Here is a 14069-nt window from a genome sequence, read left to right on the forward strand (position 1 = left end):
AACGAGAGCCGCTAACGCCGCTGCAGCTTCAAGTACGAAGGGTATGCTAATACCAGATCAGCATCGCTAACATACTGATTAAAATTAATCCGACCAGTGCAGTTGTGAGCATAAACTGACCGCGGACCCGTTCACAACGGCGGATAAACTCAGGATCGTGATGTTCAACATAGCGCTGAGCATAAATGTAACGCACCAGTCTTATTTGTTTGCTCGGCTGACCGTGCGACGTGAAGAATCCCCCGCCATCAACGTACTGATACAGCAGCGGATCGCACCCCCGCAGTACCACCAGCAATGCGCGCAAAGAAGAGTAATAGCGCAGCATATTCACGACACACACAAAACATAAAGCCCAAAACAGCGCAACGGGACTGATCATGATTCCCCCTCAAGGCGAACTGACACCACGCAATGCACCGGTAAAATAGCGGCGCATACCCGACGTTTCGCCCTGCCTTTCCGCAATTTCACACCCCCGGGCAAACTGCGCCCGCCCTCTTTTCGTACCACAGAAGATTGCCAAAGCAGGAGAAGCCTGCATTATTGAGTGTAGGAAACGAATCCCGAACTGTTCATATTATTTCTATCTATAGATGCCCGGATTTCGAAATGGGATCTGTATGCTTGATTTCTCTGACCATTTTGGCGCTATACTGAAGTCATGACATTCGCATGATGCTGATATTGCTATTAACCGACTTATGGAAGGAGTTTTCTTATGGCTTACAAACACATACTGATTGCTGTTGACCTCTCACCTGAGAGCAAAGTTTTAGTCGAGAAAGCGGTTTCCATGGCGCGTCCGTATAACGCCAAGGTGTCCCTGATCCACGTTGATGTGAACTATTCAGACCTGTACACCGGTCTTATCGACGTCAATCTGGGCGACATGCAGAAACGCATTTCCGAAGAGACGCACCACGCGCTGAACGAACTGTCGCAAAACGCCGGTTACCCGATTTCAGAAACCCTGAGCGGCAGCGGTGACTTAGCGCAGGTGCTGGTGGATGCCATCAATAAATATGGCGTGGATTTAGTGCTGTGCGGCCATCACCAGGATTTCTGGAGCAAACTGATGTCGTCCGCGCGCCAGCTGATCAACACCGTTCACATCGACATGCTGATCGTGCCTTTGCGCGATGAGGAAGAAGAAGCGTAAGACGTATTATTGCGTTAACGCTGACATAAAAATGCCCGCAGGTGAAAACCGGCGGGCATTTTTTTGTGATTATTTAGGGAAGCGTGACAACGGCGGCTTTCTATAACGGCGTATAAATATCAAACCGGTGACTCTTGGTCACAACTGCGGCCTGTGCGGCGATATCAGCCATTGGCGGGGCATAGTCCGGGCGTTTTACCACGATACGTTTAGTCGCTAAGCGGCGCGCCGGTTCCAGCAGGCCGTCGGCATCTTCATCCGGGCCGACTAAACCCTGAAACACCCGCATCTCTTTCTTCACCAGCGCACTTTTCTGTTTGTGCGGATACATCGGATCGAGATACACCACTTCCGGCTTTGGCGAAAGTTCAGCAAGCGCGGTCAGACTTGAAGCATGCAGCAGCGTCATGCGCTCGCGCAACCACGGACCGATTTCCGCATCACGATAGCCACGCGCCAGCCCGTCATCAAGCAATGCCGCGACGACCGGATTGCGCTCCAGCATCCGCACTTTGCAGCCCAGAGATGCCAGTACAAACGCATCGCGGCCCAGTCCTGCGGTCGCATCGACCACATCCGGCAGATAACTGCCTTTGATACCGACGGCTTTCGCTACCGCTTCGCCACGTCCGCCGCCGAATTTGCGACGATGCGCCATCGTGCCGCCGACGAAATCGACAAAAATCGCGCCGAGTTTGGGCTCGTCGCGTTTGCGTAATTCCAGACGTTCAGGCGTCAGCACCAGCGCCATCACGGCATCAGGGTCAGACGTCAGATTCCAGCGCTGCGCCAGAACAGATAAGGCGCCTTCATCGGCGCCTTCTTCACACAGTAAACACACACTCACAGGCAGAGGTTATCCTTTGATTCCGTAGTGGCGCAGCATAGCATCCAGCTGCGGCTCACGCCCGCGGAAGCGTTTGAACAGCTCCATTGGCTCTTCGGAACCGCCGCGCGACAGAATATTATCCAGGAACGACTGACCGGTTTCGCGGTTGAAAATCCCTTCTTCTTCAAAGCGGGAATAGGCATCGGCCGACAGCACTTCCGCCCACAGATAGCTGTAGTAACCCGCCGCATAACCGCCTGCAAAGATGTGGCTGAAGGCGTGCGGGAAACGTCCCCATGAAGGTGACGGCACCACGGCAACCTGTTTCTTGATTTCTGCCAGCGTTTGCAGGATTTGCGCGCCTTTGGCCGGGTCATATTCCGCATGCATACGGAAATCGAACAGACCGAACTCCAGCTGACGCAGGATAAACAGCGCCGCCTGATAGTTCTTCGCCGCCAGCATTTTATCCAGCATCTCTTTCGGCAACGGTTCGCCGGTTTCGAAATGGCCGGAGATGAACGCCAGTGCGTCCGGCTCCCAGCACCAGTTTTCCATAAACTGACTTGGCAGCTCGACGGCATCCCACGGCACACCGGAAATACCGGCCACTCCAGGGGTGTCGATGCGGGTCAGCATATGATGCAGGCCGTGACCGAACTCATGGAACAGCGTGGTGACTTCGTTGTGCGTGAACAGCGCCGGTTTGTTGCCCACCGGACCGTTAAAGTTACAGGTGAGATACGCGACCGGTTTTTGCAGTTCGCCGTCCGCTTTACGCATGCTGCCGACGCAGTCATTCATCCATGCGCCACCGCGTTTGTGCTCGCGGGCATACAGATCGAGATAGAAACTGCCGCGCAAGTCGCCGGTTTCATCGAACAGATCGAAGAAACGCACGTCTTTGTGCCAGGTTTCTACGTCTTTACGTTCTTTGGCGGTGATGCCGTAAATGCGTTTCACCACTTCGAACAGCCCTTCCAGCGCACGCTGTTCAGGGAAGTACGGGCGTAGCTGCTCGTCGTTGATAGAGAACAGATGCTGTTTCTGTTTTTCACCGTAGAACGGCAAATCCCAGGCTTCCATTTCATCCACGCCGAAATGTTCTTTGGCGAAAGCTCGCAGCTGCGCCAGTTCCTGCTCGCCCTGCGGACGCGCACGTGTTGCCAGACCGCTCAGGAAGTCGATCACCTGTTTCGGGCTTTCGGCCATTTTGGTGGCGAGCGACATATCCGCGAAGGAATCAAAACCTAACAGCTGAGCCAGTTCGTGACGCAGCGCCAGTTCTTCAGCCATCACTTCACTGTTGTCCCACTTACCGGCATTCGGGCCCTGATCGGATGCACGGGTCGCGAACGCTCGATACATTTCTTCGCGCAGTTCACGGTTTTCGCAGTACGTGATCACCGGCAGATAGCTTGGGATATCCAGCGTTAACAACCAGCCTTCCTGCTCTTTCGATTCCGCCAGCGCTTTCGCCGCGGCCAGTGCGCTTTCCGGCAGACCTTTCAGGTCATTCTCATCAGTGATGAGTTTGCTCCAGCCCATGGTGGCATCGAGCACGTTGTTGCTGTAGGTCGAACCCAGCTCAGACAGACGCGCGGAAATTTCGCCATAGCGTTTTTGTTTATCCATCGGCAAACCAATGCCGGATAACTCAAAATCACGCAGCGCGTTATCAATGGCTTTTTTCTGCGCCAGGGACAGCGTGCTGAAATGTTCGCTGTCTTTTAAATCACGGTATGCCTGATACAAACCGGCATGCTGCCCGGTCCAGGTGCTGAATTCAGACAGAATGGGCAGGCATTGCTCGTAAGCTTCACGCAGTTCCGGGCTGTTTTTCACTGCATTGAGATGCCCGATCGGCGACCAGATACGGCTCAGGCGATCGTCACTTTCGGCCAGCGGCTGACACAGGTTTTCCCACGTATAAGGCGCACCCTGCGCGACGACGCGTTCAATCGTCTGGCGGCTTTCTTCGATAGCGGATTTCATCGCAGGGACAATATGTTCAGGCTTGATCGCAGAGAAAGGTGGCAGGGCGAACGGTTTTAAGAGCGGATTCGACGCGTTTTGCTGTTCAGTCATAGGGCCAGTCCTTCGTAATAGCGTTTGGGGCTGATGCGTCTGTGGCGCACCACGCCGTGAATTCGGGTCGTCTTAAAGATGACGTAACTTCTAACATGCGGTCAAGTTATGGGGAAATCAATGGGGGGCGGCGATTTCGCCCGGCGGCCATTGATATTCATGTTATCAATCACTCCCGTTCGGATTATCAGGTTGCAGCAAGACCTGCCTCGCAATTTTCATCTTTGTCTGTCTCCTGCCGCTAAACCCTATTTACAACGAGGTTATTCCTGTTAGCTTCCCGTTATCTGGCGTATGCCAGTTCACTTTTTCCACAACGCAGGGAGTCAGCAGGGAATGAAAACACTCAAAATTGTCACACTGGGCGGCGGCTCAGGTTACACACCGGAACTGATCGACGGATTTATCCGGCGCTACGACGAATTGCCGGTTTCGCAGTTCTGGCTGGTGGATATCGCAGCCGGTGAGGAAAAGCTGAAAATCGTCGGTGCGCTGGCACAACGGATGGTCAAAAAAGCCGGGCTCCCGATGACCGTGCATCTGACCACCGACCGCGAAGCCGCGCTGCGTAACGCGGACTTCGTTACGACTCAGCTGCGCGTCGGCCAGCAGGAAGCCCGTATTCACGATGAGGCGATCCCGCTGAAATACGGCGTTCTCGGCCAGGAAACCACCGGTGCAGGCGGCTTTATGAAGGCACAGCGCACCATTCCCGTGCTGTTAGATTTGTGCCGCGATATGGAAAGGTTGTGCCCGGATGCGTGGCTGATCAATTTCACCAATCCGGCAGGGATTGTTACTGAGGCCATTGAAAAATATTCGAGCATCAAAACGCTGGGCATTTGCAGCGGTGCGAACAGCATGATGATGGATATCGCGAAGGTGTATGAGGTCGGTCGTGAAGACGTATATGCCCGCGTGATGGGGCTGAATCACCTGATATTTGCCGATCAGATCGCCGTCAAAGGCCACGACGTCACCGCAGAATTTATTGAGAAACTGGCGCAGGGCAATGGCCAGAATCAGCTGAAAAACATTCCCGATACCGGATTGCCACCGGCCTTTATCCGCGCGCTTGGCCTGTATCCCCTTTCCTACCTGAAGTATTTCTATCTGCAGCGTGAAATGGTGGCGCACAGCGTAAAAGACAGCCAGACGCACGGCACACGCGGAGAACAAACGCGTGAAATAGAACGCCAGCTTTTTGAACTCTATAAAAACCCGCAGCTTGAAAGCAAACCGAAAGAACTGGAAAGCCGGGGCGGTGCGTATTACTCGGATACTGCCTGTTCGATTATCAGCGCGATTTATAACAACCGGCAGGAGATCCACGTCGTCAATACGCTCAATCGCGGAGCAACGCCCGATCTCGACGAAAACAGTGTGGTAGAAACGAACGCAATGATAGATCGTCGGGGTGCGCATCCTCTGGCTTACGGGCGTTTGCCGGTGAAAATCCGTGGCCTGATCCAGAGCGTCAAAGCCTTTGAGGAACTCACCATCGAAGCCGCCGTCACTGGCGATTATTCCACCGCATTAATGGCGCTTTCGGTGCATCCGCTAATGCCGTCAGTGGATATTGCCGAAAAAATTCTCGACGAATACCTCGTTGTAAACCGGCCTTTCCTGCCGCAATATCCACAATAATCACGGGCATATCACATCATGATGAAATTCATAGAATCACGACTGGTGCCGTGTCTGGTTAAAGTCGGTGATAACGTTATTCTGGTCGCCGTGCGCAACGGCATTACGCTGACGCTGCCGTTTATTATTTCCGGCAGTATTTTCTTAATTATCGCCAATCTGCCGATCCCCGGATGGACAGAATATTTAGGGCAGTTTGGCACCGCGCTGAATGCACCGGTTCTGGTCACGTTCGGGATCATCGGTTTAATTTCGGCCATGGGCATCAGTTATAACCTGGCGAAACATTATAAGCTTGACGGACTGACCTGCTGCGCCATTACTGTCGCCGTATTCCTGATGGCGCAGTTAAATGATGACTACACGCTTAACGTCGATAATCTCGGCGCTGCGGGGTTATTCTCCGCCATTATTCTTTCGATCCTCACCGTCTATATCATTCGCTTTTTCATCGAACATAAAATCTATATCCGGCTGCCGGATAACGTGCCGCCGGCTGTGCTGCAATCTTTTGTCAGCGTGATCCCGGCGATTGTCTGTCTGGCGCTGGTGTGGTTTGTGCGGGTGATCCTGCATTTTGATATCAACGCATTCTTCACGCTGATCCTCAGCCCGCTGGTCATCGGGCTTGGCACACTGCCGGGCATGTTAATTTTGGTGTTTCTTATCTCGCTGCTGTGGTGTTGCGGGATCCACGGCACCAACGTGCTCTCCGGCATTACCGCGCCGATATTTCTTAAGTTTATTGTCGAAAATACTCAGGCTTATCTCAGCCACCAGCCGATACCACATATCTTCGCTGAAGGATTTTATAACTTCTTTATTTGCACCGGCGGTTCAGGCGCGACGATGGGGCTGGTTCTGGCGATGATGATGTCGAAAAGTCGTTATTATAAATCGCTGGGTCGCATGTCTTTTGCACCCTCGCTGTTTTGTATTAATGAGCCGGTCATTTTCGGCGTGCCGATGGTGTTTAATCCGCTGATGATGCTGCCGTTAATTATCACGCCGATGCTGTTATGCACCCTGTCGTATTTTCTGATGACGTTTAACATTATTGGCCGCCCGGTATTACAAATTCCCTGGACGATGCCGCCTTTGCTGAATGGATATTTCGCCACCGGCGGCAATATTCCGGCGGCTTTGTGGTCAGGCGTCATGATTATTATTTCGACAATCATTTATTATCCCTTCTTCCGGCTGATGGAAAAGAAACAGCTGGCACTGGAAGAAGCGGGTATTCCAGTTAATGCAGCGCAGGTCAGTGCATAAACACCAATCACAATGGAAGGAAACGTCATGAAGATAAACTGCGCATTTGCAGGATTTGGGAAAAGCGCGACACGTTACCACTTGCCTTACGTTTTACAGCGACGCGACACGTTTCAGGTTAAAACCATTTTCGATATCACCCGTCGCCCGGACATTGAAAAAGAGGAGGCGTATCAGGGCATCCGTTTCACCTCTGATCTGAACGATATTCTGCACGACGAAAGTATTACGCTGGTGACGCTGTGTACGCCGCCGCAAACCCATTATGACCTGGCAAAAAGGTGCCTTGAACACGGGAAAAATGTCATCGTCGAAAAACCGTTTACCCGGACGCTGGCAGAAGCGCAGTCGCTATTTGCGCTCGCCGCCGAAAAAGGGCTGACCGTGACGCCTTATCAGAACCGGCGCTTCGACAGCTGTTTTTTAGCGGTTAAAAAAGTCATCGACAGCGGCGTGCTCGGTAAAATTGTCGAGTTCGAAAGTCATTTCGATTACTTCCGTCCTGACGCCCCCGATGCTCCGGCTGATTATACTCACGGTGCTTTTTACGGCCTGGGCGTTCATCTTGTCGATCAGGTGGTCAGCCTGTTCGGACGACCAGATTTAGTGCATTACGATATCCGTTCGGTGAGAAATAAAAACAATCCTGACGATACCTTTGAACTGCAACTTTATTACGGCGAAACCAAAGCCATGGTGAAATGCAGCCATCTGGTGATGCAGCCTTACCCGAAATTTATTCTTCACGGGGAAAAAGGCTCATTTATTAAACTGAATATCGATCAGCAGGAAACCTGTCTGAAAGCCGGGAATTTACCGGGCACTCCGGACTTTGGTCAGGAAACGGAATATGGCGTGCTGAAATACATTGATGACAGCGGCCAAACCATTACCGAACATGTAGACGCGGGCAACGGCGATTATGGCCGCGTTTATGATGCTGTATATGCCACGATATGTCAGGGACATGCGCCGTATGTGCCAGCCGCTGATGTGATGACCACCATGGAAATTCTGCACCGTGCCTTTGAACAGCCTGCGCCTGCATTGATCAGGCTCTGCTGAAACATCCCGGACCGGGGCGAACGCTTCCGGTCCGCGAGGCATGTGTCTATACTGCTCAAAAATAACTCTGACATGAAGAAGTTACGCTAATGGCCGCCCGCTATATTGATATCAAAAACAGCCTGAAACAGGCCATCCTGAACAAAGAATATCGTGTCGGTGACAAAATTCCTTCCGAGCGGGAACTGGCGGCTCGCTTTGAAGTGACACGCGTGACGCTGCAAAAAGCCATGCATATGCTGGAGCAGGAAGGCTTTATCGAACGCATTCATGGCAAAGGGATGTTCGTCACCAAAGTGATTGAAGACAATGTTTATCTGCTCAATAACGGCACCAGCGATTCTATTCTCGGTTTTTCGCGCGAATTTAAAGATAACGTGAAAGTCTCCAGCCGCTTAATCAGCCTGAAAACGCGTAAAGCCGGTGAATATATCGCCAGTCAGCTGGATATTAATGAAAATGACGACGTGCATTATATCCGCCGCGTCCGGCTGGTGGACAATATTCCGGTCCTGATCGAAGACTCCTATATTCCCTGTGCGGTAATAGATATTATTCCTGAGTCTGTTTTACAGAACGGGTCTTTATATGAATTTATCGAGAATAAAACCGGCCGGAAAATTAAATTCTATAACTCAGTGATCGAAGCTTCGCTGTTCGACGACACGCTTTCTGCGCTGCTGGAAAGCGAAACCGGTCTGCCGATGCTGAAAGTCTCTGGCATCACCAAACTGGAAGACGGAAAAACCTTCAACTACTCAATCAGTTATAACCGTGCGGACAAATTCAAAATCAAGAACAGCTGGGTTGGGAAGTAAGATCGCCCCTGCAACGTGAAGTATGAAGGGTGTAAACAGTTTATACTGTCGGCAATACGCCACTCCGGAACAATAAAGTTATGTTGAGTTACCGCCACAGTTTTCACGCAGGCAACCATGCCGACGTACTGAAACACACCGTTCAGAGCCTGATCATTGAATCTCTGAAAGAAAAAGAAAAGCCCTTCCTTTATCTCGACACCCACGCGGGTGCCGGGCGCTATCAGCTGAGTGGCGAACACGCCGAACGCACCGGCGAATATCTGGAAGGCATCGCGCGCATCTGGCAGCGGGACGATATTCCTGAAGAACTGGCGGCGTACATGTCTGTCGTCAATCACTTCAACCGCAATGAAAATCTGCGTTATTACCCGGGTTCGCCGCTGATTGCCCGTCAGCTGTTACGTGAAGACGACAAACTGCATCTGACCGAACTGCACCCGAGCGATTTCCCGCTGCTGCGCAGTGAATTCCAGAAAGATGACCGTACCCGCGTTGCGCGTGCCGACGGTTATCAGCAGCTGAAAGCTCAGTTGCCACCACCTTCACGTCGTGGCCTGATCCTGATGGACCCGCCGTACGAAATGAAAACCGATTATCAGGACGTGGTAAAAGGCATTCAGGAAGGCTACAAACGTTTTGCCACCGGCACTTACGCGCTGTGGTATCCGGTGGTGATGCGTCAGCAAATCAAGAAAATGCTGCGTGATCTCGAAGCGACCGGCATTCGCCGTATTCTGCAAATCGAACTGGGCGTGCGCCCGGACAGCGATCAGCGCGGTATGACCGCTTCCGGCATGATCGTGATTAACCCGCCGTGGAAACTCGAGCAGCAGATGAACAACGTTCTGCCGTGGCTGCTCAAAGTGCTGGTGCCATCGGGTACCGGTCATACTACGGTTAACTGGGTTGTGCCTGAGTAAGTAAAGCTTTTCCCCTCGCTGAGGCCTTTTTCAAAGGTCTCAGCTATCAAACCTATTGCAATCATTGATCCAATCTTTTCCACAACACGTTAAACTCTTAACCAAATTTTGAGATTAACGACGCTGAATCAGTGTCTCCATTTTTCACAACTTACGGATAAAACGATGACCAAACATTATGACTATCTGGCAATTGGCGGCGGCAGCGGCGGTATCGCATCAATCAACCGTGCAGCCATGTATGGGAAAAAATGCGCGCTGATCGAAGCTAAAGAGCTGGGCGGCACGTGCGTCAACGTGGGTTGTGTCCCGAAAAAAGTGATGTGGCACGCCGCGCAAATCGCTGAAGCGATCCGCAACTACGGCCCGGATTACGGCTTTGATACCACCGTGAACAGCTTCAACTGGAAAACGCTGGTCGCCAACCGTACCGCTTACATCGACCGTATCCACACCTCGTACGACAACGTGCTGGGCAAAAATAAAGTGGACGTGATCAAAGGCTTCGCGCGCTTTGTCGACGATCACACCGTTGAAGTCAACGGCGAGAAGATCACCGCGGATCACATCCTGATCGCCACCGGTGGTCGTCCGAGCCATCCGGATATTCCGGGTGCAGAATACGGTATCGATTCAGACGGTTTCTTCGATCTGACCGAAATGCCAAAACGTGTTGCAGTAGTTGGCGCAGGTTACATCGCGGTAGAAATCGCCGGTGTGATGAACGCGCTGGGTGCCGAAACCCATCTGTTCGTGCGTAAACACGCCCCGCTGCGTACTTTCGATCCGCTGATCGTTGAAACGCTGGTTGAAGTAATGGAAACCGAAGGTCCGGCGCTACATAAAGAGTCCATTCCGAAAGAAGTGGTGAAAAATGCCGACGGCAGCCTGACGCTGAAACTGGAAAACGGACAAGAATTTGAAGTCGACAGCCTGGTGTGGGCGATTGGCCGCGAACCGGAAACTGACAACTTCAACCTGAAGGCGACTGGCGTGAAAACCAACGATAAAGGTTACATCGTCGTCGATAAGTTCCAGAACACCAGCGTTAAAGGCATTTACGCCGTGGGCGATAATACCGGTGCGGTAGAACTGACTCCGGTTGCCGTTGCTGCGGGTCGTCGTTTGTCTGAGCGTCTGTTTAACAACAAACCTGACGAACATCTGGATTACAGCAACATCGCGACCGTCGTGTTCAGTCACCCGCCAATCGGTACTGTCGGCCTGACCGAACCACAGGCGAAAGAGCAGTTTGGCGAAGACAACGTGAAAGTGTACAAATCCGCATTTACCGCGATGTACACCGCCGTCACGCAGCACCGCCAGCCGTGCCGCATGAAGCTGGTGTGCGTCGGTGCTGAAGAGAAAATCGTCGGCATCCACGGTATCGGCTACGGCATGGACGAAATGTTGCAGGGCTTCGCGGTCGCACTGAAAATGGGCGCAACCAAGAAAGACTTCGACAACACCGTCGCCATCCACCCGACCGGTGCGGAAGAGTTTGTAACTATGCGTTAATTCGCCAGTCGGTAAAAAATAAAGGCCTGAGATTTTCTGATCTCAGGCCTTTTTTCTTGCCGTCAGTCCAGCAAAATCACTTTCGAACTGTCCGTCTCGAATAGCGGCCTGCAGAGGATTTTATAACTGTCGCGGTCAAAGTGCGGCACGGCGATATCAAAGGCTCTCGCTGCCGCCAGCGTTTTTACTGTGCCCAGATAGAACCAGTGATTGATGACGTGATAATCCGTCTGACCATTGGCTTCTTCAACAATTGCGATCCGACCAGGATACGGCCAGCTGCGGATTTTCAGGGTGCTGAGCGCGCTTCTGAGACGCGCCTGATGGGCTTCCGGCGTTTCTTTACCGCAACAGACGCCGGCACATTTGCCCAGTGAAAAGCGGAAACAGGCGCGATTTTTTGACAGTTTTTCCAGCCCCAGCGCGCCATAACACAGCTTTTCCTGATCGGCGATATCCCGGATTTTTTCGACTGCCGACATTTTAGTTTTAAACAGGCCAAATAAATCTTCACTATGGGAGAAATCCACGTCATCGCTGAACACAATGCTGGCCGTCAGCCCCTGAAGCCGGATGGAACACAGCTTGCGGGCGGTGCGCAGACGCTTATTGAACAGCGGACGACGGGTTTTAATCAGGTCAGATTCCAGCAATAACGCACCGACTTCACCGATCGTTTCAATGTGTTCGATATCGCGGGTCATATGCAGAAGTTTGGCTTCAGCAGGATTGCGAAAGTGCGACATCACGCGGCTGCGGATATTCACGCTTTTGCCGATATACAGCGGAAAAGCCTTATCGTCACCGTAAAAAATATAGACACCGCTGCTGCCGGGTAAATTTTCTAAGGTATGGCGAAGATGTTCAGGGTACTGATAGAGCTCGGTAAAAAGCTCTTTTTCGGGATTCCACAAAATAGCTGACCTGCTTTGACCGGATAAACGTTGTATAGAAAACAAACGGATAATACTGGTAATGTATACAGTCATCAACCTCTGGTTAACTATTTGTTGCGTTATACCTCTAAACAATACGAAATGGGGAAGCCATAACTGCCGGAAATGTTTTCCGGTATTCAACCCTTTTTAGTGGGAAAAAGAATGCGATTAAACCTTGAAGCCCTGCTGATCCTCGACGCGTTAGACCGTCACGGTACGTTTGCCGCGGCGGGTGCCAGACTGTTTAAAACCGCATCGGCACTGAGTTATACCGTGCAGAAAATGGAAAGTGATCTGAACATTAAACTGCTGGATCGCTCCGGCCATCGCGCCACATTTACCCCTACCGGCCGTCTGATGCTGGACAAAGGCCGCGTGCTGTTGCGCGCCGTCAGCGAACTGGAGCAACAGGCGCAGTACGTTGAAAGTGGCTGGGAGAGCAAACTGACCATCAGCCTTGATGCCTCCGTACCCTTCGCACTGCTTGCGCCACTGATTGACCGCTTTTACGCAGAGCATCAGCATACCCAATTATTATTCCGCCACGACGTGCTCGGCGGTTGCTGGGAAGCGCTGAGTTATGGCGAAGCTGACATCGTATTTGGTGCCGTGCAGGAACCTCTCACGCGCAGCGGCATTGAATATCGCCCGATCGGCTGGCTGGAATATGTGTTTGCCGTTGCGCCGCATCACCCGCTGGCCTCGATGCCGGAACCGCTGGTACGCGAGCAAATCCGCCAGTATCGCGCCGTAGTCGTTCACGATACGTCCCGCCACAGCACTGGCGCTGATTTGCGCGTGCTCGATGAGCAGAAAATGCTGAGCGTTCATGACTTTAACGCCAAAGTTCATGCACAAATCACCGGGCTGGGTTGCGGCTATCTGCCACGTTATCTGGCCGCGCCCCATCTGGAAAGCGGCGCGCTGGTTGAACGTCGCCTCGATTCAGAAACCCGCCGCGATCAGGCCTTTATGGCCTGGAACGACAATGCCACCGGCAACGCTGCCATGTGGTGGCGGGAGAATTTGCAGGATTTCGACGGACTGAGCACCGTCTATAGCCCGGAATAACCGGGCTATACATTCAGGCATTAACCCTGACGCTGTGGCGCTTTGTGCACCATGGTGTAGGCATAATCGACGCCCATGCCGTAGGCACCGCTGTGCTCGCGCACCAGATCCATGACTGCGTCGTAAGTCTCTTTGCGTGACCAGTCGCGCTGGTATTCGAGCAGAACCTGCTGCCAGGTCACCGGTACCGCACCGGCCTGCACCATACGGTCGATGGAACGTTCGTGAGCATCCACGCTGGTGCCGCCGGAGGTGTCGGTCACCACATACACTTCATAGCCTTCTTTCAGCGCCATCAGCGCCGGGAACGTCAGACACACTTCGGTCCACAATGCAGAGATAATCAGTTTTTTACGGCCCGTGGCTTCTACCGCTTTCACGAACGCTGCGTCTTCCCAGGAATTCATCGAGGTACGCTCAATCGGCTTCACATCAGGGTGAACCGCCAGCAGTTCCGGCCAGATGTAGCCGCTGAAACTTTCCGTTTCGACTGAGGTGTAAATCACCGGCACGTTAAAAACTTTGCCCGCTTTAGCCAGAGCGACCGTATTATTTTTAAGCTGCTGGCGATCGATATTGGCGACGCCGAATGACATTTGCGGCTGATGGTCGATGAAAATCAGGGTGGAATTCTGTGGATCCAGCAGATCGAATTTTGACATTTTCATTTCCTCTCAGAGTGCATTGTTGGGTTGTGTTTTTGTATTTAACGTTGTGTTGTTGTGCTGCTGGAATTAA

At 52.3% G+C, this 14069-nt stretch carries 13 protein-coding genes; 8 read left to right on the forward strand and 5 right to left on the reverse strand.

Annotated elements, in window-relative coordinates; all coding sequences use genetic code 11:
- Positions 1-46: 46 nt before the first annotated feature.
- Positions 47-382: a universal stress protein UspB gene (uspB, locus tag EC840_RS17945; RefSeq protein WP_112288044.1), complete on the reverse strand. Its 336-nt coding sequence runs from the start codon at positions 380-382 to the stop codon at positions 47-49.
- A gap of 339 nt (positions 383-721) precedes the next feature.
- Here uspB and uspA point away from each other — a divergent pair, with 339 nt between their 5' ends.
- Positions 722-1162 carry a universal stress protein UspA gene (gene uspA / locus EC840_RS17950; RefSeq protein ID WP_014333460.1) on the forward strand — a complete coding sequence of 147 codons (441 nt, stop codon included), beginning with the start codon at positions 722-724 and terminating at the stop codon, positions 1160-1162.
- A 100-nt stretch (positions 1163-1262) separates the two neighbouring features.
- On the opposite strand, the gene rsmJ is transcribed toward uspA, so the two are convergent.
- Together rsmJ and prlC are read right to left on the reverse strand one after the other, a co-directional pair.
- The gene (rsmJ, locus tag EC840_RS17955; protein WP_112288047.1) at positions 1263-2009 is read right to left on the reverse strand and encodes a 16S rRNA (guanine(1516)-N(2))-methyltransferase RsmJ; all 747 of its coding nucleotides are present in this window, start codon (positions 2007-2009) and stop codon (positions 1263-1265) included.
- Between the two features lie 9 nt (positions 2010-2018).
- Entirely contained in the window at positions 2019-4079 is a 2061-nt protein-coding gene (gene prlC / locus EC840_RS17960; RefSeq protein WP_132966439.1) for an oligopeptidase A, read from the reverse strand.
- 336 nt (positions 4080-4415) lie between these two features.
- Here prlC and EC840_RS17965 point away from each other — a divergent pair, with 336 nt between their 5' ends.
- From EC840_RS17965 to gorA, 6 genes are all read left to right on the forward strand, one after another.
- Positions 4416-5726 carry a 6-phospho-beta-glucosidase gene (locus EC840_RS17965; protein WP_132966440.1) on the forward strand — a complete coding sequence of 437 codons (1311 nt, stop codon included), beginning with the start codon at positions 4416-4418 and terminating at the stop codon, positions 5724-5726.
- Between the two features lie 18 nt (positions 5727-5744).
- The gene (locus tag EC840_RS17970) at positions 5745-6998 is read left to right on the forward strand and encodes a PTS transporter subunit EIIC (protein ID WP_112288050.1); all 1254 of its coding nucleotides are present in this window, start codon (positions 5745-5747) and stop codon (positions 6996-6998) included.
- A 27-nt stretch (positions 6999-7025) separates the two neighbouring features.
- Positions 7026-8063, forward strand: coding sequence for an oxidoreductase (locus EC840_RS17975; RefSeq protein WP_132966442.1), 1038 nt, complete (start codon positions 7026-7028; stop codon positions 8061-8063).
- Positions 8064-8152: 89 nt separating this feature from the next.
- Positions 8153-8881, forward strand: a complete 729-nt coding sequence (locus EC840_RS17980; protein ID WP_112288052.1) for a GntR family transcriptional regulator — start codon at positions 8153-8155, stop codon at positions 8879-8881.
- Positions 8882-8961: 80 nt separating this feature from the next.
- Complete coding sequence (locus EC840_RS17985) at positions 8962-9804, forward strand: 23S rRNA (adenine(2030)-N(6))-methyltransferase RlmJ (protein ID WP_013573521.1); 843 nt, start codon at positions 8962-8964, stop codon at positions 9802-9804.
- A 165-nt stretch (positions 9805-9969) separates the two neighbouring features.
- Complete coding sequence (gene gorA, locus EC840_RS17990; protein ID WP_132966444.1) at positions 9970-11322, forward strand: glutathione-disulfide reductase; 1353 nt, start codon at positions 9970-9972, stop codon at positions 11320-11322.
- A 62-nt stretch (positions 11323-11384) separates the two neighbouring features.
- Here the strand turns inward: gorA and cho are convergent, their stop codons facing one another.
- Positions 11385-12236 carry an excinuclease Cho gene (cho, locus tag EC840_RS17995; RefSeq protein ID WP_132966446.1) on the reverse strand — a complete coding sequence of 284 codons (852 nt, stop codon included), beginning with the start codon at positions 12234-12236 and terminating at the stop codon, positions 11385-11387.
- Between the two features lie 186 nt (positions 12237-12422).
- Between cho and EC840_RS18000 the strand changes: the two genes are divergently transcribed.
- Positions 12423-13331: a LysR family transcriptional regulator gene (locus EC840_RS18000; RefSeq protein ID WP_132966448.1), complete on the forward strand. Its 909-nt coding sequence runs from the start codon at positions 12423-12425 to the stop codon at positions 13329-13331.
- 20 nt (positions 13332-13351) lie between these two features.
- On the opposite strand, the gene EC840_RS18005 is transcribed toward EC840_RS18000, so the two are convergent.
- A complete protein-coding gene (locus tag EC840_RS18005) occupies positions 13352-13993 on the reverse strand; it encodes a hydrolase (RefSeq protein WP_113876934.1) in 642 nt (213 codons plus the stop codon).
- Positions 13994-14069: the final 76 nt, after the last annotated feature.

This window comes from Rahnella sp. JUb53 (assembly GCF_004346065.1).
Classification (GTDB): domain Bacteria; phylum Pseudomonadota; class Gammaproteobacteria; order Enterobacterales; family Enterobacteriaceae; genus Rahnella; species Rahnella variigena.